Raw genomic sequence first — 21997 nt, 5'->3', positions numbered from 1 at the left:
ATGAACCAAACGAATAATCCTAAAAAAATGTTTCTAGAAATAGTAAAACAATTGAGGCAGCTAATTGCAGATGAAAATGTATCTGTTGGTGGCAAATTACCTTCTGAAAGAGAGCTAGCAGAGCGGCTTCAAGTAGGTAGATCAACCATTAGAGAAGCCCTTAGAAGTTTAGAATTACTCGGATTAATAGAAACACGTCGTGGGGAAGGTACTTTTCTTTCTGATTATCGAAAGCATCGGCTTGTCGAGCTGTTGTCTACATTTATCCTGCAAGAGTCGAAGTCAAAGGAAGATGTGCATATAACAAGGCAAGCATTGGAAAAGGATGCAATTCATACAATTTGTAACACGGAGAGACTTTATGGTCTACATATATGGGAAGCCTTTAAAGAAAAACTTATAAACGAAGAAATAGTACGAGAGGATATAATTCGTGAAATTATCATCATCTCAGATAATCGACTAGGATTAAAAATATGGTTTTTGTTAAAGCAGTTTGCAGGAGAGCCTTACCGAGAGAATATGAACCCACAAGAGAAGTCTCTTTGGATTCAGCTTCTTACTTCGTTACAAAAGGGAGAAGAACACCAGGTGTTTTCTCTATATTATAAATGGCTTTTGTTAATCAATAGGGGAGATGTATAAATGAGTATTCGAGATATATTTAGAAAAAATCAAAAGAAAAAATATGCCACAATACCGACTGAAAAAGCAAAAAATGATGTGCCAGAAGGTATTATGGTGAAATGTCCAGAGTGCAGAAAAAATGTATTTACAAAAGACTTGATGAAGAACTATAAGGTATGCCCTACTTGTGATCATCATATGAAAATGACAGCGTGGGAGCGTGTAGATACATTTTTAGATGAAGATTCTTTTGAATCAATGGATGATCATTTAGAAACAGTAAATCCATTGAATTTCCCAAGCTATACTGAAAAGATAAAGGCAGACTCACAGAAGACCGGTTTGAACGAAGCTGTTCTTACTGGGCTAGGAAAGCTGGATGGTCAACAAGTCGCTGTAGCAATAATGGATTCTCATTTTCGAATGGGATCAATGGGGTCAGTAGTAGGGGAAAAAATTACGAGAGCTGTGGAAAAAGCTACAGAGCTTGGTATTCCTTTTATAATATTCACTGCAAGTGGTGGAGCAAGAATGCAAGAAGGCGTTTTGTCGTTAATGCAAATGGCTAAAACGTCCGTTGCGCTTAGAAGACATAGTGGTCACGGTCTTTTATATATTTCCATTCTTACTCATCCGACGACGGGTGGAGTTTCTGCGAGCTTTGCATCAGTAGGAGATATTAATATTGCCGAGCCTAAAGCTTTAATCGGCTTTGCAGGTAGACGAGTTATTGAACAGACTGTACGAGAAAAACTACCAGAGGATTTTCAAACAGCTGAGTTTTTATTGAATCATGGTCAGCTAGATGCCATAATTCATCGCAAAGAAATGCGTGAAAAAGTGGCTTCCATTGTTCATCTTCATACGACTAAGGAGGTCAAAAAATGGTGAAAGTACTCCCTTTTGAAGAACCAATCATTCAGTTAAAAACGAAAATTGAGGAACTGAAAGAGTATACGGCAAATGCTGACGTGGATATGTCAGTAGAGATTGTCAATCTAGAAGCAAGACTAGAGAAATTAGAGCAAGAAGTATATGAAAATATGGAACCTTGGGACCGTGTTCAAGTTGCTCGACACCCTAGTCGTCCAACAACGAGAGATTATATTCAATTGTTATGTACAGACTTTATCGAACTTCATGGAGATAGACTCTATGGGGACGATGCGGCAATTATAGGTGGAATAGCTTTGTTTGAAGGTAAACCAATAACAATTATTGGACATCAAAGAGGCTTAGATACGAAAGAGAATATTAAACGTAATTTTGGTATGCCTCATCCAGAGGGGTATCGAAAAGCATTACGACTGATGAAACAAGCAGAAAAGTTTAACCGTCCGATTATTTGTATGATAGATACAAAGGGAGCTTATCCAGGAAAAGCGGCAGAAGAACGCGGGCAAAGTGAAGCCATCGCTCGGAACTTAGTAGAAATGGCTGGCTTAAAAGTACCAGTTATAAGTGTTGTTATTGGCGAAGGTGGAAGTGGAGGAGCATTAGCATTAGGTGTAGCTAATCACATTCATATGTTAGAAAACTCTACGTACTCCGTTATTTCACCTGAAGGAGCAGCATCTATTCTTTGGAAGGATGCAGCACTCGCAAAAGAAGCTGCAGAAGCGATGAAAATCACTGCACCCGATTTAAAGAAAATGGGTATTATTGATACTGTCATTACAGAGGTTCATGGGGGAGCACATAAAAACATAGAGGCACAGGCTATGTATATGAAGGAAACACTCCTAACTTCTTTAAAAGAATTAAGCGAATTAACACCAGATGAATTAGTTGAAAATCGATATTCTAAATTTAAAAATATAGGAGAATTCAATGAATAAAATGCGCCAGACTCAGCGCATTTTTTTTTAATTCATTTCATGTTAAGCTTAAAGTATGAAATTGATATTATGGAGGGGAACTAGATGAAGAGAATTGGTGTTTTAACAAGTGGAGGAGACGCTCCGGGTATGAATGCAGCTGTGCGAGCAGTTGTAAGAAAGGCCATCTTTGAGGGTATTGAAGTAGTTGGGATCTTCCATGGCTATCAAGGATTAATCGATGGGAAAATGGAAGTTTTGGATCTAGGTTCAGTAGGTGACATCATTCAAAGAGGTGGAACAAAGCTATATTCTGCTAGATGCCCTGAATTCAAAACAAAGGAAGGTCAACAAAAAGGAATAGAGCAGCTGAAAGCTCATGGAATTGAAGGATTAGTAGTTATCGGTGGAGATGGTTCTTATCGTGGTTCGATGAAACTGACGGAAAATGGTTTCCCTTGTGTAGGAATTCCGGGAACAATTGATAATGATATTCCGGGTACGGATTATACACTGGGATTTGATACAGCGTTAAATACAGTGATTGAAAGTATTGATAAAATTAGAGATACTGCCACATCGCATGAACGTACTTTTATCGTAGAAGTAATGGGAAGAGATGCAGGAGACCTGGCTTTATGGGCTGGTCTAGCAGGCGGGGCAGAAACTATCATTATTCCTGAAGTTGAGATAAATATGGATGAGATTGTAGAACGTCTAAAAAGCGGTTCGGAACGTGGGAAAAAGCATAGTATAATTATTGTTGCTGAAGGTGTAATGAGTGGTGGAGAATTTGCCAAAAAACTGAAAGACTTAGCAGATATTGAAACGAGAGTCTCTGTACTTGGACATATTCAACGCGGTGGTTCTCCTACAGGTCGCGATCGTGTGCTTGCGAGTTTATTTGGAGCTAAAGCTGTAGAGGTTCTCCTAAAGGGAAATGGTGGGCGTGCTATTGGCATCCAGAATCATCAAGTGGTAGACTATGATATGAATGAAGCATTTGAAAATCATGAAGATTTTGATATGTCAATGTATCAATTATCAAAAGAATTATCCATCTAACAAATGGGTAATATCTTGCCATTATAGAAAGGACTGTACTATGAGAAAAACTAAAATAGTTTGTACAATTGGACCCGCTAGTGAATCAGAAGAAATGTTAGAGAAATTAATAAATGCTGGAATGAATGTTGCCAGATTGAATTTCTCACATGGAAATCACGAGGAGCATTTTGCAAGAATTCAAACGATTCGTAAAGTATCTAAGAAGTTAGGTAAAGTTGTTGGGATTTTGCTGGATACAAAGGGACCAGAAATTCGCACGCATAAAATGGAAGATGGAGCACTGGAGCTTCAGTCTGGCCAAACAATAGAAATTTCGATGACAGAAGTATTAGGAACTTTAGATCGCTTCTCTATTTCTTACGACAAACTGATCGAGGATGTTCATGAAGGATCAATCATTCTTTTAGATGACGGTCTTATAGAGTTAGTCGTACAAAAAATTGACAAAGCGAATGGAATTATTTCCACTTATATTCAAAATGCAGGAACGTTAAAAAACAATAAAGGTGTAAACGTACCTGGTGTATCTGTGCAATTACCTGGTATGACAGAAAAAGACGCACAGGATATCCTTTTTGGTATTGAGCAGGATATAGATTTTGTTGCAGCTTCTTTCGTTCGTCGTGCAAAAGATGTGTTAGAAATCCGCAAACTATTAGAAGAAAATAATGGAGCACATATTCAAATTATTCCTAAAATCGAAAACCAAGAAGGCGTAGATAATATCGATGAAATCATTCAAGTATCTGACGGCTTAATGGTTGCAAGGGGAGATTTAGGTGTAGAAATACCAGCAGAAGAAGTTCCTTTAGTCCAGAAGAAACTAATCGGAAAATGTAACGAAGCTGGAAAACCTGTTATTACCGCTACTCAAATGCTTGATTCGATGCAACGTAATCCTCGACCTACTCGAGCAGAGGCAAGTGACGTAGCAAACGCGATATTTGACGGAACAGATGCGATCATGCTTTCAGGAGAAACAGCAGCAGGTCTTTACCCAGTAGAAGCTGTACAAACGATGGATAAAATTGCACGTCGTACAGAAAATGCTGTAGATTATCGTGAAAATGTAACTAAAATTAGTAAGGCACGTGATGTAAACCTAACAGATGCTATTGGTCAAGCAGTTGCACACACAGCGATTAATCTAAAAGTAAAAGCAGTTATTGCGCCTACTGAAAGTGGATATACGGCAAAAATGATTTCGAAATTTAGACCGGGTGTTCCGATTATTGCTGTTACTTCATCAGAAACTCCATCTAGAAAACTTACTTTAGTTTGGGGAGTATATCCAATTGTAGGGAAAAAAGCTCATTCTACAGATGAAATTTTAGAAGATGCAGTAGAGGAAAGTATTCTACATCAGTATGTTACACATGGTGACTTAGTTGTAATTACAGCTGGTGTTCCAGTTGGAGAAGCAGGTACTACAAACTTGATGAAGGTTCATATTATTGGCGACTTAGTTGCAAAAGGACAAGGTATTGGTAAAAGTACTGCTTTCGGTAAAGCAATAGTCGTGAACAATGCAGAAGAGTTAGCAGGTAAAGATACGACAGATAGTATTATCGTGACGTTAGGATCTGACCGTGATATGATTCCTGGTATTGAAAAATGCAAAGGCTTAATCACCGAAGAGGGTGGATTAACTAGTCATGCGGCAGTCGTAGGGTTAAGCTTAGGAGTACCAGTAATTGTCGGGGTCAAAGATGCAACAACTCTCATAAAAAATGGCCAAGAATTGACGATAGATGCAGAAAGTGGCTTTATCTATCATGGTCACGCTAGCATAATTTAATAAAAAGCCTCACCATAAAAGGTGGGGCTTTTATTGAATGAAAAGAATTAGCATATTAGAATCTTTCTAATAATCCTATTGATTTTCATTCCAGGCGGACGCTTTAGTTGTTTAATTGCGCTATTATTAGTAGTGGAACTGCAAAGAAACAGTAAGTGTTTACCAAATAGAGAAGCGAAATCGCGAACGAAATTGTATCTTCGTGAGCTTACATCCTGGATTAGAAAGTATCATTTCTTTTATTTAACAAGAATGCATTAAACCTGGTACTAAAGTTCAAGAAATGCGATGGACAGACAAACGCGATAAGATTACCGAGAAAAGAGAGGCTGATCGAGACGTCAGTCACGATCATCCTCTTCCAAAAAAATTAAAAAGATAAAAATATAGAAACAAGTCTGTCCTAAGCACTTCGAAAACGATAGATACAGATTTTCGATCTTAAAGAGCTCCTGCACTTTACTTTTAGGAAGGTGAAATGATGAAATGGATTATTGGTTTGTTTATCTTAATACCAGCGATTGAATTATATATTCTCATGCTATCAGGTAAAACCATTGGAGTAGGATACACATTTTTATTGATCATCGCAAGCGGTATAATTGGAGGCTATTTTGCAAAAAGGCAAGGCCTAAAAGCATTTAGAGAAGTATCAGATAGTGTCAAAAACTTCCAAGCACCCGGAGAAGCAGCGATAAATGGTATAAGTATATTTATCGGAGCTATTTTAGTTGTATTACCTGGATTTATCTCCGATATAATTGGCTTTATGCTATTATTTGCCCCAACCCGAAACTTATTTAAACCTCTTGTTTATAGATGGATACGCAAGAAGATGAAAAATGGTCAAGTTATTGTGATGAAGTCTTCGTAAAGCTCTCCCATTTATGGGCAAATAGATAAATAAATGGACTAAACAAGATTCCTATAAATCCAAAGATTAAAATGGCTGCCGCGCTCAAATAAAAGACGTGGACGGCCTTTATTTGTGTGGTGGATGACCAGAGTGCGGATTCTACGATATGTCTTGTTAACTGAACAAAGAAGTACAATAGTAAGATAATTGTACCTGCCATACGCATTTCCATTAAGAAAAAGTAAATACCTAAAGGAATCAGTATTAAGCCTGTACCTAAAAAAGGAACACTATCGACTAAAGAAATAAGAAACGCATATTTAATTGGATTATGTAATCCTAATACCGAGAATCCAATAGAAATTAATATAAACGTTAAAATGAATAACTTAAAACCTACATGTATAAATTGATTTACGATTGTGGAGGATTTAAGCAACGCTTTATGGCAAAGGCTACGCATTTTCTTAGGAAAGTAAACTAGAAACCATTCTCGGTCCTTGATAGATTCGATTAAGGAAAAAAATAATCCAATACTAAATAAGAATAGCTCAAAAAAATAAGAGGGTATATGCGTTACATTTAATAATAAATCATTTAATAGTTTATTTAATAATGTTTGAAATTTGCCTTCAAACAGCATAAAAATAGGGTGATTTTGTAACTCCATAACAGGTAACAGAACAACATGTTCGTGTATAAATGGAATTAAATCAATTAAAGTCTGAATTAGAAAAAACAATATAGCTAAAAAACTGGCTAATATGAAAATCACTGTTAGGAGAACACTAATCAAAACTGGGATTTTGAATTTTTTATGTAATAACTGGGTTATGGGAAAAAGAAAATAACCTCCAATAATTGACAAGGTGAGAGGGTAAGCGACTAATGATATTAGTATAATTATTCCAAATGGTACCCATTGAGACAAAAAATCTTTTTTATTTAATTGTAGAGTAATCATTTTCATCCAATCTTTTCAAATAATTAGGAGATTTAAAGATAATTTTCAATAAACTTAAGCGTTTTCATTCACAAAAACGCCAAAATTGATTATACTGTTTAAGTAAGCAATGCTAAAAACATTAATATATACATATAATTCTTCTGTGAAACTTGGTCAGAAGTGTTATGTTGTAAAAGGGAGACTTTGATATGACAACAACTAAAGGTTTAGAAGGAATTGTAGCGGCTGAAACGTCAATCAGTTCAATCATCGATGACACACTTACATATGTTGGATACGATATTGATGATTTAGCAAACAATGCTAGTTTCGAAGAGGTAGTGTATTTACTTTGGCATAAACGACTTCCAAATGCTGCAGAATTAGCTGAATTGAAACAACAATTAGCTGATAACATGGCTGTACCACAAGAAATTTTGAATCATTTCAAAACATTCCCAATCAAGGAAGTTCATCCAATGACTGCTCTAAGAACAACAGTTTCTATGCTTGCATTATATGATGATGCTGCAGAAGATATGTCCGATGAAGCAAATTACTTAAAAGCTGTTAAATTACAAGCAAAAATCCCAACATTAGTTACAGCTTTCTCACGTGTTCGTAAAGGACTAGAGCCAGTTGCACCAAAAGCAGACTTAAGTTATGCTGCTAACTTCTTGTACATGCTACACGGAGAATTACCAGAAGACATAGAAGTCGAAGCTTTTGATAAAGCACTTGTTTTACATGCAGATCATGAACTGAATGCTTCTACATTTACTGCTCGCGTATGTGTAGCTACACTTTCAGATATCTATTCTGGCGTAGTAGCAGCTATTGGTGCTTTAAAAGGACCTCTACATGGTGGAGCTAACGAACAAGTTATGAAAATGTTAACAGAAATTGACACACTTGAAAATGTGGATACTTATATTAAAGACAAGTTAGACAATAAAGTTAAGATTATGGGATTCGGTCACCGTGTATATAGAAAAGGAGACCCACGTGCAAAACATTTACGTGAAATGTCTAAAAAATTGACTACACTTAATGGCGAATCTAAACTTTATGATATGTCTATTCGTATCGAAGAAATAGTTACAGGGGAAAAGAATCTACCACCAAATGTAGATTTCTATTCTGCATCTGTTTATCATTCTTTAAAGATAGATCATGATTTATTTACACCAATTTTTGCCGTATCACGTATTTCTGGTTGGAGCGCTCATATTCTAGAGCAATATGCAAATAACCGTTTAATTCGTCCTCGTGCAGAATATGTTGGACCTGGAATGCAAAAGTATATTCCAATTGAAGAAAGATAATAGTAGTATTATCTTAGTAGATAGGGCTTAAACACTTTTGTGTTTACTGCCCTATGATTATGATGGTAGGAGGAAAAAAAATGACAACAGGTAAAATTACAGTAGAAAATGGTGTACTTAACGTACCAAACACAGCAGTAATTCCATTCATCGAAGGTGACGGAACGGGTCCAGATATTTGGGCAGCAGCATCACGTGTATTAGAAGCTTCAGTAGAAAAAGCTTATAATGGTGAAAAGAAAATTGAATGGAAAGAAGTTCTTGCTGGTCAAAAAGCATTCGACAAAACTGGCGAATGGTTACCTCAAGAAACTTTAGATGTTATTAATGAGTACCTAATCGCTATTAAAGGACCTCTAACTACACCAATCGGTGGAGGAATTCGTTCATTAAACGTAGCATTACGTCAAGAGCTTGATCTATATACTTGCCTACGTCCAGTTCGCTATTTCACTGGTGTTCCATCACCAGTGAAACGTCCTGAAGATACTGATATGGTTATTTTCCGTGAAAATACAGAAGATATCTATGCTGGTATTGAGTATGCAAAAGGTACAGACGAAGCAAAAAAACTAATCGACTTCTTACAAACAGAGTTTGGAGTGAAAAATATTCGTTTCCCAGAAACTTCAGGTCTTGGTATTAAACCAATTTCTGAAGAAGGTACAAAACGTTTAGTTCGCGCTGCTCTTAACTATATTATAAAAGAAGGTCGTACTTCTTTAACATTAGTTCATAAAGGGAATATCATGAAATTCACTGAAGGTGCTTTCAAAACTTGGGGTTACGAAGTAGCGGAGCAAGAGTTTGGTGATAAAGTATTTACTTGGAACCAATATGATCAAATTAAAGAAGAACAAGGAGCGGAAGCTGCTGACAAAGCACAAGCTGATGCACTTGCAGATGGTAAAATTCTAGTGAAAGATTCGATTGCTGATATCTTCTTACAACAAATTTTAACTCGTCCAAAAGAGTTTGATGTAGTTGCTACAATGAACTTAAACGGAGATTATATTTCTGATGCACTTGCTGCACAAGTTGGTGGTATTGGTATTGCTCCAGGAGCGAACATTAACTATGTAACTGGACATGCTATTTTCGAAGCAACACATGGTACAGCTCCTAAATACGCTGGTCTAGACAAAGTTAACCCATCTTCTGTTATCCTTTCAGGTGTATTAATGCTTGAGCATTTAGGGTGGAACGAAGCTGCTAAACTTATCATGGATTCAATGGAGAAATCTATTGCTTCTAAAGTAGTAACTTATGACTTCGCTCGTTTAATGGATGGTGCAACGGAAGTTAAATGTTCTGAATTTGCGGATGAGCTTATTAAAAACATGTAATTTGAAACTGAATGTTATTTTTTAAGGAAGGGAATTTTCCCTTCCTTTTCTTATAAAATAAAGTTGGCTTTTTACTATTTTTTTATAGCTTCAGACGTCGGTAGATGGTCATAATGGTTGTCACGACAAACCTTCTAAAAATTCATCGGTTATAAATTAGCGACAAGTCTGTGTAGAGTACTTCGAAAACGATGATACAGGTTTTGATCTTAAGTAGCGCTTGCAAATTTCATACAAAGGAGAGTTTTCAAATGACATTGAATAGAAGTAAAATCTCAGTAATTGGTGGCGGATTTACAGGTGCCACAACAGCTTTTCTACTTGCTCAAAAAGAACTTGGTGATATTGTATTGGTGGATATTCCACAAGCAGAAAATTCTACTAAAGGAAAAGCTTTGGATATGGCACAGGCTGGACCAGTCCAAGGCTTTGACGCCGATATTATTGGTACTTCTAACTATGAAGATACGAAAGACTCAGATCTAGTAATAATTACTGCTGGTATTGCACGTAAACCTGGAATGAGCCGTGATGATTTAGTTCAAACAAATCAAAAAGTGATGAAATCTGTTACTTCTGAAATCGTCAAGTATTCTCCAAATACAACAATTTTAGTATTAACGAACCCGGTTGATGCGATGACTTATACAGTTTATAAAGAATCTGGCTTACCAAAAGAACGCGTAATCGGACAATCTGGAGTACTTGATACTGCTCGTTTCCGCACGTTTGTTGCAAAAGAATTAAACATTTCCGTTAAAGATGTAACTGGTTTTGTTCTTGGCGGACATGGTGACGACATGGTGCCTCTTGTTAGGTATTCTTATGCTGGTGGAATTCCGTTAGAAACTCTGATTGACTCGGATCGTTTAGAAGAAATCGTAGCTCGTACTCGTAAGGGTGGAGCTGAAATCGTGAATCTTCTTGGTAATGGTTCTGCTTACTATGCTCCTGCAGCATCATTAGTCGAAATGGCTGAATCCATTTTAAAAGACCAAAAACGAGTTTTGCCATCTATTGCATATTTAGAAGGTGAGTATGGAATGAATGGAATTTATCTTGGCGTTCCAACAGTACTTGGTGCTGGTGGTATTGAGAAAATTATCGAACTTGAGTTAACTGACGATGAAAAAGCATTATTAAACAAATCAGCAGATGCAGTCAAAGCTGTGATGAAAGTTTTAGCTTAACTATTAGGTGATATCAATCGAGTAGGGAAACCTACTCGATTTTTTAAATGAAAAGAAAGTATAAAAATGTCCTGTTAACCAGATGTTTAACATTGATCGAAGGCAAAGAGGACCATAACGCGATCGCAAATGCCTTCGTGAACGAGATCCTCTTGGCTACCGCAGAAGTCGCCACCTGTAAAGAAGATCAATACAATGAATAGTACTCGACTATAAAATAAAGAATACTTACTCTTAAGATAAAAAGATTGGACAAATTTTTAGAGATTAACTTAAATTACTTATAATTTTTTGGGATGATAAATGCTATGCAATGATTGAGAAAGACCACATATGTACATGGGATTGTAATCAAGTTTTCTTATATAAAGGGTTTATTGTTGATTGGAGCACAGGGTGGCGACCTATACTGGAATAGCAAATGTTTTCTGTACCGGTAGCGTAGCGACAGGTGCATGAGCTGAAGACCTTGAACAGAGCATGGCGAAAATCTGTTTTGCGACGAGCTTGCGCAGGAGCAAGGGGAGCGTCAACTCGGATCGGAAATCAGCGATGGTCGGATTTCACTATTTAATACAGGTCCTTTCATCATCTTGCACATTGCTTGAGTTTATTGTTAATATAGAGTTAGCTATTACTTAGGGGGAGAAACTTATTGTTATTAGGGAAAACTCGTAAAATAGGTAGACATATTCAAGAAATTGAGACTGGCGAAAAATTAACACTAACTGAAAAAATAGAGGACAAAGACTTGCTGCTTTATCTTGGGCTAACGAATGACAACAATCCTTTATATATTCAACATGATTTTGCAGCTAAGACTCTATATGAAAAACCTATCGTACCGTCAATTATGTTAACGGGTATTATTACATCCGCTATATCAAAATATTTGCCGGGTCCTGGATCACATATAACAAAACAGTTTGTTAGCTTTCCAACACCAACCTACCATTACTCAATAGTTGAATTTACATTAGAAATAAAAGAAGTAAATGTACAGTTAAATAATATTATCATTTCAGTCCTTGCTAAAAACGATCAAAATGAAATTGTCGTGGATGGTCAATTTTATGTAACGCCTCCACTTAAAGAAAAGTAAAAACCTTGTTGCTAACATCGATTTGGAATGGGGGTTTCAAATCAACCTTGGAGGCCAAAAAATGAAAAAAGTATTAGTAGTGGATGATGAAAGCTCTATTGTAACGCTATTAAAATATAATTTAGAGGAAGCTGGCTTTGAAGTCATTACAGCAAGTGATGGCTTAGAGGGGCTTAATAAAGCATTAGAAGAAAAGCCAGAGGTTATTGTACTAGATTGGATGCTACCGAAAATGGATGGCATGGAAGTCTGCAAAGAGCTCCGTTTAAAGAAAATCCAAATTCCTATAATAATGTTAACTGCAAAAGATGAGGAATTCGATAAAGTATTAGGGCTTGAACTAGGTGCTGATGATTATATGACAAAGCCATTCAGCCCAAGAGAAGTCACTGCAAGGGTAAAAGCAATGATTCGTCGTTCTGGTATTTCTACTGATCATAAGCAGGAGAAAACGAAAGAAGAGACATACACATTTGGTCCACTACAAGTTTTCCCAGAACGTTTTGAAGTGCTTTTAAACAACGAAGTAATCGAGTTTACACCAAAAGAATTTGAATTACTCGTGTATTTAATAGAAAATAAAAATAGAGTACTGACACGAGATCAGCTCTTAAGTGCGGTATGGAACTACGATTTTGCTGGAGACACTCGTATTGTGGATGTCCATATTAGCCATTTACGTGACAAAATTGAAGTAAATAGTAGGAAGCCTACATTCATCAAAACAATTAGAGGCCTAGGATACAAGTTTGAGGAGCCAAAGAGCTAATGAAATCATTTCATTACAAACTTTTTAGAACTTATTCGATTATGATAGGGTTAATATTAGCTTGTCTAGGATTAGTACTTGGACAGCTTTTTCCTATTTATGTTAAAAACTCTTCTGAAAAAGTCATAAATACAAAAATAGATGAAGTTTCTAACTATATAAGCTCTACGGGACTCACAACGGATGAACAGAAGGATATTACTTCGATGTTAAATGCATCTTTCTCTAAATCACATTTAATTGAACCTCATTCCTTATGGTTGTTTTTATTTATTATTTTAAGTATTTCTTTTCTTGTTTCACTGATATTGGGGACCAATATTTTCAAAAAGTATGCACAGCCAATTGAACATCTCACAGAAACCGCAATGGAATTAGCAAGAGGGAATTATCGGATTCGCGCATTTGAGGATGAATTTTCCGGAATGTCGAAGCTAAGTAACTCTATTAATATACTTGCACGAAATTTACATGATATATCCGTAATGAGAGAAACGGAAAAAGAACGATTAAAAACTTTAATCGAGAATATGGGAAGTGCCCTCATTATGATGGATCGTAACGGATATATTACGATTGTGAATCGTTCGTTTCTAAAGCAGCTTACAATTTCATTCGAGGATGTTGATGGAAAGTTATTCAAAAAAATTGGACTTCCCAAACAGATTGAGGCATTCATTGATCAGCTATTTTTGACAGAGGCAGCTAGTCGGGAGCAAATATCCATAAAGAAAAACCTACATACTTATTATATGGATGCTTATGGTGCTCCTGTAATTGGGGAACATGGTAAATGGCTTGGTATAGTAGTAGTCATGCATGATATTACGGAACTTGTAAAACTTGAGCAAGTCAGAAAAGATTTTGTAGCGAATGTTTCGCACGAATTAAAAACACCTGTTACTAGTATAAAAGGATTTTCAGAAACGCTATTATATGGTGCATATAAAAATGAAGATACATTGCTTTCATTCCTGGAGATTATTCACAAAGAAAGTAATAGACTGCAAATGCTCATTAATGATTTATTGGACCTTTCCAAAGTGGAGCAGGTAGGGTATGAGATGAATTTACAAAAGGTCAACTTATTGGAAGTAGTTGAACGAAGTAAAGAAATGACTAACCATATTGTGGAAGAGAAAAATATGCTTATTGAAACGATATATGAAGAACCAATTTATGTTTTAGGGGATTTAAATCGTTTAATCCAAATAACGATGAATTTATTGATGAATGCACTTACTTACTCACCTGAGGAAAAAACGGTGACTATATCTATTGATCAAAACGAAAAGTGTGGAATATTGCGTATACAGGATGAAGGAATTGGAATAGCCAAGGAAGAGATTAACCGGGTATTCGAGCGTTTTTACCGAGTGGATAGAGCGAGAAGTAGAAACTCAGGAGGAACGGGTCTTGGTTTAGCAATTGTGAAGCATTTAGTGGAAGCCCATCACGGGTTACTAGAAGTTGAAAGTGAAGTAGGAAAAGGTACTGTCTTTACTGTATCGATTCCACTTGTTAAAAGATAACGGAGGTCTTTATGAATAACCAACCCTTTATCCCAATAATTATTGGGACAGATATGAATGCCTACAATATGGCGATTTCCTTTCATGAGGAATACAATATTAAGCCGATATTAGTAGGTAAAGAAGAAATGTCTTTTACTAAATGGAGCAGCGTCATCGAACATATAGAGATTCAGCCAAATTTATGGGATAAATCTGCTTTTGTTCAAGTACTCTCTGAAGTAGCAGAAAAATATAAAACTAACGAAAAACAATTACTGTTAATAGGGACAAATGACTTTTATGTACGATTAATAATTGAAAATGCTGATGCTTTAAAGAAAATGTATGTTTTTAACTATATGTCGGAAGAATTAATGAACAATCTTCTCGTCAAATCAAATTTCTATAAACTTTGTGAAGAGCATGGGATTGATACGCCGAAAACATATTATTATTCATGTGCAAAAAAAGCTGCCTTTACAGAAGAGGTTTTATTCCCATTAATCATAAAACCAAGTAATGGTGTTTTGTATTACAAAAATAAGTTTCCTGGTCAGCAAAAAGTTTACCGGGTAGAAACAAAAGCGGAACTTGATGATGTAATAAACAAAGTAAATGCTAGTGGATATACGGAAGACTTAATCATTCAGGATTACATTCCTGGGGATGATACGTATATGTGGGATTCCGTATTTTATATGAGTTCAAAAGGCAAAGCCCAGCTGAGTACACTTGCACAAGTGGTACTTCAAGAACATACTGTAACGGCTATCGGTAACTATACAGCCCTCATTACTCGATATAATGAGGAGCTGATGAAAAAGCTTCAACACTTTTTAGAAGCGGTAGGTTACGTCGGTTTTGCAAACTTTGACTTAAAATTTGATGAGCGTGATGGCAAGTTTAAAGTATTTGAGGTAAACATTAGACAGGGAAGATCTAGTTATTATACAACTGCCCTAGGGCATAATATGGCAAGATATTTTGTGGATGATGTTATTTATCAAAAAGAAAAATCCCTTACTTTACTAAATGAGCATTATTTGTTTACAGTAGTTCCTAAAGTAGTTTTAAAGAAATTTGTTGAAAATGAACAAATCCAACAAGAAGTTAGGACACTATTGAGGGCAGGTAAATGGGGAAATCCACTCTTCTACAAGCAGGACAAGCATTTTATCCGGAAATTATATTTAGTTGCTCGCCAGTTCAATTATTACAAAAAATATAAAAATAATAATTGGTGAGGAAATATTTACAAATCTTTCATAATACATTAACAATTATTTGATACATTTAAATAGACCCCTTTTCCAAACGATTTACCTAAAAAAAGCTAGCATTTTTGCTAGCTTTTTTAATTGTTAAAAGTACATAAAAATGAGCCGTTAACACTAGCTTCAAGGGACTTATATGAATGAATAATCCTATGATTTCCGTTTCAGGTGGACGCTTTCCGTGGGGTGAGCGATGAGCTATCACCGTCGCTAGCGCGTCGCTGTATATCTCATGTGTCTCACTCATCCCACAGGAGTCGCCACCTTTCACTACAATCAATGAATGTGTGGTACTACATAAATAGATTTGGCATAGCTTATTCTTACCATATAAAAATTGGACAAATTTTTATTAAATAATTATCCAATTACTGGCAATCTTTTCGAATGGGATTGTAGACCATGTAAAGGACAGACTTTCATTTTAACTGATATTGTTTGAAACTTTACTTTTATAACAGAGGTTATATGGATTGTAGCACAGGTCGGCGACTCCTGTGGGACAGCACGAGGGAGAGACTACAGGCTCGAGCCGTGCCACGGAAAGCGTCCGGACGGAGCTACAATCATTGGCATATCTGGGTTTTTGTTCTTAAAGGACCGGGCTTTTTTTGCCCGGTTTTCTTATGTCCCATAATGTAAAAAACATCCTATTCCAACTTGGAAGTTGATATTCCAACTAAACTTTAAAAAATTCTACCTAATAATGTCTTTATGAAACAGGTGAACTACTTTTTTGAAACCAATTACCAAGTTAAACCGTAAAAGGAAGTATACATACAAAGGAGGAAGTAACATGAGTACGAAAAGGCTGCTAACTATTATCACCATGAGTGTAATTGGCATTATTTTAATATCAGCTGTGTTTACATCTTGGTATACAGTAGATGAATCAGAACAAGCAATCGTTATAACGTTTGGTGAAGCAAGTGAACCAATAGTCGATCCAGGGTTAAAGTTTAAAATGCCATGGCCAATACAAAAAGTAGAGAAATTATCCAAAGAAACATTTAGCCTTCAATTTGGGTACAACCAAAAAGCAAACGGTGAAATTGAATCATTTGATAAGGACACTAAAATGATTACAGGGGATGACAACATTGTACTAACCGATTTAGTTGTCCAATGGAAAATTACAGATCCGAAATCATATTTATTTAATGCTGAAAATCCTCGAGAGTTACTACATGATGCAACTTCAGCTTCGATTCGCTCAGTTATTGGTAACTCTAAAATCGATGATGCTTTAACATCTGGAAAAGCACAGATTGAAAGTGATACAAGTGATCTATTGCGTACTTTAATCGAAAAATATGATATTGGAATAACGGTACTTACAGTGAAGCTGCAAGATGTTGAGCTTCCAAATGCAGAGGTTCGCTCGGCGTTTACAGCAGTAACAGATGCGGAGGAAACAAAAAATACGAAGGTAAATCAGGCAGATAAATACAAAAACCAAAAGTTAAGTGAAGCTGAAGGTGAAAAAGATGCTATTATTTCAAATGCGACAGGCTATAAAACTGCTCGTATTGAACAGGCAAAAGGTGATGTTGCACTTTTCAATAAGCTTTACGCAGAATATCAAAATAACAAAGAGATTACTAGACAGCGTTTAGTTATGGAGACGTTAGATGCGGTCCTTCCAAATGCAAATTTGTACATTATGAATGATGACGGTGGAACGATGAAATACCTTCCACTTCAATCGCTAGAATCTACTAAACAAGCAGTCCCACCAACTGACACTAAAACGGAAGAAGACACTGAAAAAGAAGAAGGGGGCGGGAAATAATGGCTGAAAACAAAAATCCATTCTCCGGTTTAGAGGAAAAGTTTAAAACAGTTGGAAGCAAACCAAGTAAAGCTCCTAAAGAAAAGAAACCAACAGATTATAAAAAGTATACTAAGCCATTTATTGCAATCTTCCTAGTTTTTGTGTTATTTATTATCGCTCTTGCAAATATTTACGTTGTAAAAGAAGGGGAATATAAAGTTATACGTCAGTTCGGAGAGATCAAGGACGTAAAACAAACTCCAGGAATTCATATGAAAATACCATTCGTTCAAACTGTTACTACTGTACCTAAATATCAAATGAATTATAAATTATCTGAAGCTGAGATCAATACAAAAGATAAGCGTCGAATCATTATTGATAATTATGCAGTATGGAGAGTAGTTAACGTTAAACAAATGATTTCTAGTGCGGGGACATTAGTTGGAGCAGGCTCACGTATGGAAGAGTTCATCTACTCTGTAGTTCGCTCGGAGCTTGGTCAATTAGAATACAGTGAGATTATTAACGATGAAAATTCTTCGCGAGGAAGCTTAAATGATCAAATAACAAGCCATGTGAATGAATTATTGAAAAAAGATAATTACGGAATTGAAGTAATAGACGTCCGTATAAAACGTACTGATCTTCCACAAGAGAATGAGCAGTCCGTTTACAACGAAATGATTTCGGAAAGACAAAGTATTGCACAAAAATTCCTGTCCACGGGGGATGCAGATAAACGCCGTATTGAAGCAGATACAGATCGTGAAGTTCGGGAAATGTTAGCTAAAGCTAACAAAGACGCAGCAGTGATTAAAGCAGATGGAGAAGCAGAGGCAGCAAAAATTTATAACGATAGTTTCTCAAAGGATCCTGAGTTCTATTCCTTATACCGTACGTTAGAGTCTTATAAGAAAACCATTGGTGATGATACAATGATCATCATCCCATCCGATTCACCTTATGCAAATATTTTATCGGGTTACTTAGAATAGTATATGAATCGTCATTCCCCTTACTGTCATGGTAAGATATAGGGAATGACGATTTTATTTAGAAGGAGTGAAAGCATTTGTCAACCGAGAAAATCTTATTATTAGACGGCAATAGTTTGGCTTACAGAGCTTTTTTTGCCCTGCCCTTATTAACGAACGAACATGGTATACATACAAATGCAGTGTATGGCTTTACAATGATGCTACAAAAAATTATGGAAGAAGAAAATCCAACCCATATGTTAGTAGCATTTGATGCTGGAAAAACAACTTTCCGTCATTCAACATTTGGTGAATATAAAGGTGGGAGACAAAAAACTCCACCAGAGCTTTCAGAACAATTTCCTTATATACGTAAATTGATCGATGCGTATGGTATTAAGAGGTACGAACTGGAAATGTATGAGGCGGACGATATTATCGGCACTTTAAGTAAGCAAGCGGATGAAAAAGGCCAGCAAGTAGTGATTGTTTCCGGAGATAAGGACTTAACACAATTAGCTACCGATAAAACAACTGTATATATTACGAGAAAAGGAATTACCGATATTGAAAAGTACACACCTGAACATGTGCAAGAAAAGTATGGTTTAACTCCTTTACAAATTATCGATATGAAAGGCTTGATGGGTGATGCTTCAGATAATATTCCTGGAGTGCCGGGTGTAGGGGAAAAAACAGCTATAAAGCTATTAAAGGAGCATGGCTCTGTTGAGAATTTGTACAAAGCGTTGGAAACAGTGAGTGGCGCTAAGTTAAAGGAAAAACTTATTGCCAATGAAGAACAGGCTATTATGAGTAAAGCATTGGCTACAATTGAAACAGCTGCACCAATAGAGGTTTCTATTAAAGATATTTCATATAATGGTCCCGATATGGAAGAGGTAATTGAAGTTTGGAAGGAACTATCTTTTAAAACACTTTTGGATAAGACTGACTATATTTCAGAGGAATTAGAAACGACAGAAGTAGCATTCGAGATTATTGAACAAATAGACTCTACTATATTAGACAAAGTTATGTCAGTCCATTTAGAGATGTATGATGTTCAATACCATACAAGCGAATTATTAGGCATTGCTTTATCGAATGGAGAAAAAGGTTATTTTGCTCCAGCAGATGTAGCTTTTAAATCGGAGGATTTTTGTTCGTGGTTAGAGAATAATACAAACAAAAAATATTTAGCAGATTCAAAAGCAACACAAGCTGTTAGCAGAAAACACAATGTTAATGTTCATGGAGTTGAATTTGACCTTTTATTAGCAGCGTATATAGTAAATCCAGCTATTTCGTCAGAGGACGTTGCAGCAATTGCGAAAGAATTTGGTTACTTTAACCTGCTGACAAATGATAGTGTTTACGGAAAAGGTGCCAAAAAATCCGCGCCTGAAATCGATAAAATTGCAGAACATGCAGTTAGAAAAGCAAAGGCAATATGGGATTTAAAAGAAAAGTTAGAAGTAAAGCTTGAAGAAAATGAACAATACGCATTGTATAAAGAAATAGAGCTGCCACTTGCTTCTATCCTCGGCACGATGGAATCGGATGGAGTTTTAGTGGATAAAAAAATACTAGTAGAAATGGGTCATGAGCTAAATATTAAACTGCAGGCGATTGAACAAGACATTTATACACTAGCGGGAGAAACATTTAATATTAATTCACCTAAACAATTAGGTGTAATACTATTTGAAAAAATTGGACTTACACCTATCAAAAAGACAAAAACAGGCTATTCAACTGCCGCGGATGTTCTAGAGAAACTTGCAAATGAGCATGAAATAATCGAACAAATTCTACTGTATCGTCAATTAGGTAAGCTCAATTCGACGTATATTGAAGGATTGTTAAAAGAGATTCATGAAGATGATGGTAAAATTCATACAAGGTATCAACAAGCACTTACTTCAACTGGTCGCTTGAGTTCGATCAATCCTAACCTACAAAATATACCAGTTCGTTTAGAAGAGGGGAGAAAGATCCGTAAAGCATTTGTCCCTTCTCAACCTGGATGGGTAATGTTTGCAGCCGATTATTCTCAAATTGAATTGCGTGTGCTTGCTCATATGTCAAAGGATGAAAACCTAGTAGATGCTTTTAATAATGATTTAGATATTCATACGAAAACAGCAATGGATGTCTTTCATGTAGAGCAGGATGGTGTTACATCCGATATGCGTCGTGCTGCTAAGGCGGTTAACTTTGGTATCGTATATGGTATTAGTGATTATGGGTTATCACAAAACCTGGATATTACTAGAAAAGAAGCGGCCAAGTTTATCGAGAATTATTTAAATAGCTTCCCAGGAGTTAAAGAATATATGGATGATATTGTTCATGATGCAAAACAAACAGGCTACGTTACTACCATATTAAATAGAAGAAGGTATTTGCCTGAAATAACAAGTTCAAACTTTAATCTACGAAGTTTTGCGGAACGCACTGCGATGAATACACCAATTCAAGGAAGTGCAGCAGATATTATTAAAAAAGCAATGATCGATATGGCAGAACGATTAATAACAGAAAATATGCAAACTAGAATGCTACTGCAAGTTCATGATGAATTGATTTTTGAGGCACCACCCGAAGAAATTGAAATGCTAGAAAAAATTGTTCCAGAAGTAATGGAAAACGCGATTAAGTTAATTGTCCCTCTTAAAGTCGATTATGCCTTTGGATCATCTTGGTACGACACAAAGTAGGAGGTGGTAAGTATGCCTGAATTACCAGAAGTGGAGGGCGTATTGCGCGCTCTCCAACCGATCGTCACAGGAAAGACGATTAAGTCTGTGGAGGTTTCTGATACCATTTATAAATCTAAAGCGAATGGCAAAGAAGCAATTATAAAAGGGCTAGACGTAGATCATTTTTGTTTAGCTTTAACCGGTGCGAAGATAGATCATTTAGAAAGACGATCTAAATATATATATTTCCATCTATTAATAGATGGACAACCTCATATGCTCGTCTCTCATTTGGGTATGTCAGGAGCGTGGTTTTCTGTGAAAAACGTGCATGAAATAACTGAAGATAAATTTAGAAAGCATGCGCATGTTAGTCTCTTTTTTGAAGAGGGTGACATGCTAGTCTATGCGGATATTCGCCGATTTGGAGAACTGCGTTTTTTAGAAACAGAAGCGGACTATCCACCTTTGTTGCTGATGGCACCCGAGCCTTTTGATCAACATGCATTGGATCATTTTCTGCATATGAGCGCATTACCAAAATATGAAAATAAAGCAATAAAAGAATTTATCATGGATGGTCATATCATATCTGGTTGTGGGAATATATATGCAACTGAAGCGTTATTTCGTATGAAAATACATCCAGCCCGTACAGTAAAAAGGATTAGTAGAGAGCGAAAAATTCAGTTGTTTCAAGAAATTGTAATTGTTCTGCTAGATAGTATTGAAAACGGAGGCAGTACGATTTCAGATTATCGTACTGTTAACGGTGGAGCAGGCAATATGCAAAATAGACTCCAAATGTATGGCAAAAAGGAATGTGGAGTCTGTGGTACGAAAACAAAACAGAAGACAATCGGTGGTCGTACATCTACCTACTGTCCAGCATGTCAGAATTAAGGG

The 21997-nt window shown here is 36.2% G+C and carries 18 protein-coding genes; 17 read left to right on the top strand and 1 reads right to left on the bottom strand.

Going from position 1 to position 21997, the window contains the following annotated elements; genetic code table 11:
• The 6 genes from ACIQX2_RS11380 (at position 1) to ACIQX2_RS11355 (ending at position 6184) form a co-directional block, all read left to right on the top strand.
• Positions 1-645 carry a FadR/GntR family transcriptional regulator gene (locus ACIQX2_RS11380; RefSeq protein WP_402850172.1) on the top strand — a complete coding sequence of 215 codons (645 nt, stop codon included), beginning with the start codon at positions 1-3 and terminating at the stop codon, positions 643-645.
• Entirely contained in the window at positions 646-1518 is an 873-nt protein-coding gene (gene accD, locus ACIQX2_RS11375; RefSeq protein WP_402850169.1) for an acetyl-CoA carboxylase, carboxyltransferase subunit beta, read from the top strand. It abuts the gene before it with no gap.
• Positions 1512-2465 carry an acetyl-CoA carboxylase carboxyl transferase subunit alpha gene (accA, locus tag ACIQX2_RS11370; protein WP_093060411.1) on the top strand — a complete coding sequence of 318 codons (954 nt, stop codon included), beginning with the start codon at positions 1512-1514 and terminating at the stop codon, positions 2463-2465. The genes accD and accA overlap by 7 nt, the downstream gene beginning before the upstream one ends.
• An 84-nt stretch (positions 2466-2549) precedes the next feature.
• Positions 2550-3509 carry a 6-phosphofructokinase gene (gene pfkA, locus ACIQX2_RS11365; protein ID WP_402850164.1) on the top strand — a complete coding sequence of 320 codons (960 nt, stop codon included), beginning with the start codon at positions 2550-2552 and terminating at the stop codon, positions 3507-3509.
• A gap of 40 nt (positions 3510-3549) precedes the next feature.
• Positions 3550-5310: a pyruvate kinase gene (gene pyk, locus ACIQX2_RS11360; RefSeq protein WP_402850161.1), complete on the top strand. Its 1761-nt coding sequence runs from the start codon at positions 3550-3552 to the stop codon at positions 5308-5310.
• A gap of 478 nt (positions 5311-5788) precedes the next feature.
• Complete coding sequence (locus ACIQX2_RS11355) at positions 5789-6184, top strand: FxsA family protein (RefSeq protein ID WP_402850158.1); 396 nt, start codon at positions 5789-5791, stop codon at positions 6182-6184.
• Here the strand turns inward: ACIQX2_RS11355 and ACIQX2_RS11350 are convergent.
• The gene (locus tag ACIQX2_RS11350; RefSeq protein WP_402850155.1) at positions 6162-7130 is read right to left on the bottom strand and encodes an AI-2E family transporter; all 969 of its coding nucleotides are present in this window, start codon (positions 7128-7130) and stop codon (positions 6162-6164) included. The genes ACIQX2_RS11355 and ACIQX2_RS11350 overlap by 23 nt on opposite strands.
• A gap of 191 nt (positions 7131-7321) precedes the next feature.
• Here ACIQX2_RS11350 and citZ point away from each other — a divergent pair, with 191 nt between their 5' ends.
• The 11 genes from citZ to mutM all read left to right on the top strand — a co-directional run bounded on the left by citZ (position 7322) and on the right by mutM (position 21994).
• A complete protein-coding gene (gene citZ, locus ACIQX2_RS11345; protein ID WP_402850152.1) occupies positions 7322-8437 on the top strand; it encodes a citrate synthase in 1116 nt (371 codons plus the stop codon).
• A gap of 80 nt (positions 8438-8517) precedes the next feature.
• Positions 8518-9783, top strand: coding sequence for an NADP-dependent isocitrate dehydrogenase (gene icd / locus ACIQX2_RS11340; RefSeq protein WP_402850149.1), 1266 nt, complete (start codon positions 8518-8520; stop codon positions 9781-9783).
• A gap of 251 nt (positions 9784-10034) precedes the next feature.
• Positions 10035-10973, top strand: a complete 939-nt coding sequence (mdh, locus tag ACIQX2_RS11335; RefSeq protein WP_402850146.1) for a malate dehydrogenase — start codon at positions 10035-10037, stop codon at positions 10971-10973.
• A gap of 655 nt (positions 10974-11628) precedes the next feature.
• A complete protein-coding gene (locus tag ACIQX2_RS11330) occupies positions 11629-12075 on the top strand; it encodes a MaoC/PaaZ C-terminal domain-containing protein (RefSeq protein WP_402850143.1) in 447 nt (148 codons plus the stop codon).
• Positions 12076-12136: 61 nt separating this feature from the next.
• Positions 12137-12844: a response regulator transcription factor gene (locus ACIQX2_RS11325; RefSeq protein WP_402850140.1), complete on the top strand. Its 708-nt coding sequence runs from the start codon at positions 12137-12139 to the stop codon at positions 12842-12844.
• Positions 12844-14376, top strand: a complete 1533-nt coding sequence (gene pnpS, locus ACIQX2_RS11320; protein ID WP_402850137.1) for a two-component system histidine kinase PnpS — start codon at positions 12844-12846, stop codon at positions 14374-14376. The genes ACIQX2_RS11325 and pnpS overlap by 1 nt, the downstream gene beginning before the upstream one ends.
• Before the next feature lie 11 nt (positions 14377-14387).
• A complete protein-coding gene (locus ACIQX2_RS11315) occupies positions 14388-15602 on the top strand; it encodes a carboxylate--amine ligase (protein WP_402850133.1) in 1215 nt (404 codons plus the stop codon).
• Between the two features lie 826 nt (positions 15603-16428).
• Positions 16429-17424, top strand: a complete 996-nt coding sequence (hflK, locus tag ACIQX2_RS11310) for an FtsH protease activity modulator HflK (protein ID WP_402850130.1) — start codon at positions 16429-16431, stop codon at positions 17422-17424.
• Positions 17424-18404 carry a protease modulator HflC gene (hflC, locus tag ACIQX2_RS11305; protein ID WP_402850127.1) on the top strand — a complete coding sequence of 327 codons (981 nt, stop codon included), beginning with the start codon at positions 17424-17426 and terminating at the stop codon, positions 18402-18404. The genes hflK and hflC overlap by 1 nt, the downstream gene beginning before the upstream one ends.
• Before the next feature lie 77 nt (positions 18405-18481).
• Positions 18482-21109, top strand: a complete 2628-nt coding sequence (polA, locus tag ACIQX2_RS11300) for a DNA polymerase I (protein ID WP_402850124.1) — start codon at positions 18482-18484, stop codon at positions 21107-21109.
• A 12-nt stretch (positions 21110-21121) separates the two neighbouring features.
• Positions 21122-21994: a bifunctional DNA-formamidopyrimidine glycosylase/DNA-(apurinic or apyrimidinic site) lyase gene (gene mutM, locus ACIQX2_RS11295; RefSeq protein ID WP_402850122.1), complete on the top strand. Its 873-nt coding sequence runs from the start codon at positions 21122-21124 to the stop codon at positions 21992-21994.
• The last annotated feature ends 3 nt before the right edge of the window (positions 21995-21997 follow it).

Origin of the sequence: Psychrobacillus sp. NPDC096623, from assembly GCF_044762655.1 — a bacterium.
GTDB lineage: Bacteria > Bacillota > Bacilli > Bacillales_A > Planococcaceae > Psychrobacillus.
Note: the sequence above shows the minus strand (reverse complement) of the source record. Positions and strands in the feature narration are given on the sequence as shown.

What these genes read in the sequence shown, in the direction of transcription:
- ACIQX2_RS11380 (WP_402850172.1), top strand. Translation starts at nt 1, where the DNA reads ATGAACCAAACGAATAATCCTAAAAAAATGTTTCTAGAAATAGTAAAA.
- accA (WP_093060411.1), top strand. Translation starts at nt 1,512, where the DNA reads ATGGTGAAAGTACTCCCTTTTGAAGAACCAATCATTCAGTTAAAAACG.
- pnpS (WP_402850137.1), top strand. Translation starts at nt 12,844, where the DNA reads ATGAAATCATTTCATTACAAACTTTTTAGAACTTATTCGATTATGATA.
- accD (WP_402850169.1), top strand. Translation starts at nt 646, where the DNA reads ATGAGTATTCGAGATATATTTAGAAAAAATCAAAAGAAAAAATATGCC.
- ACIQX2_RS11325 (WP_402850140.1), top strand. Translation starts at nt 12,137, where the DNA reads ATGAAAAAAGTATTAGTAGTGGATGATGAAAGCTCTATTGTAACGCTA.
- ACIQX2_RS11315 (WP_402850133.1), top strand. Translation starts at nt 14,388, where the DNA reads ATGAATAACCAACCCTTTATCCCAATAATTATTGGGACAGATATGAAT.
- pyk (WP_402850161.1), top strand. Translation starts at nt 3,550, where the DNA reads ATGAGAAAAACTAAAATAGTTTGTACAATTGGACCCGCTAGTGAATCA.
- ACIQX2_RS11350 (WP_402850155.1), bottom strand. Translation starts at nt 7,130, where the DNA reads ATGATTACTCTACAATTAAATAAAAAAGATTTTTTGTCTCAATGGGTA.
- mutM (WP_402850122.1), top strand. Translation starts at nt 21,122, where the DNA reads ATGCCTGAATTACCAGAAGTGGAGGGCGTATTGCGCGCTCTCCAACCG.
- hflC (WP_402850127.1), top strand. Translation starts at nt 17,424, where the DNA reads ATGGCTGAAAACAAAAATCCATTCTCCGGTTTAGAGGAAAAGTTTAAA.
- mdh (WP_402850146.1), top strand. Translation starts at nt 10,035, where the DNA reads ATGACATTGAATAGAAGTAAAATCTCAGTAATTGGTGGCGGATTTACA.
- pfkA (WP_402850164.1), top strand. Translation starts at nt 2,550, where the DNA reads ATGAAGAGAATTGGTGTTTTAACAAGTGGAGGAGACGCTCCGGGTATG.
- ACIQX2_RS11355 (WP_402850158.1), top strand. Translation starts at nt 5,789, where the DNA reads ATGATGAAATGGATTATTGGTTTGTTTATCTTAATACCAGCGATTGAA.
- icd (WP_402850149.1), top strand. Translation starts at nt 8,518, where the DNA reads ATGACAACAGGTAAAATTACAGTAGAAAATGGTGTACTTAACGTACCA.
- hflK (WP_402850130.1), top strand. Translation starts at nt 16,429, where the DNA reads ATGAGTACGAAAAGGCTGCTAACTATTATCACCATGAGTGTAATTGGC.
- citZ (WP_402850152.1), top strand. Translation starts at nt 7,322, where the DNA reads ATGACAACAACTAAAGGTTTAGAAGGAATTGTAGCGGCTGAAACGTCA.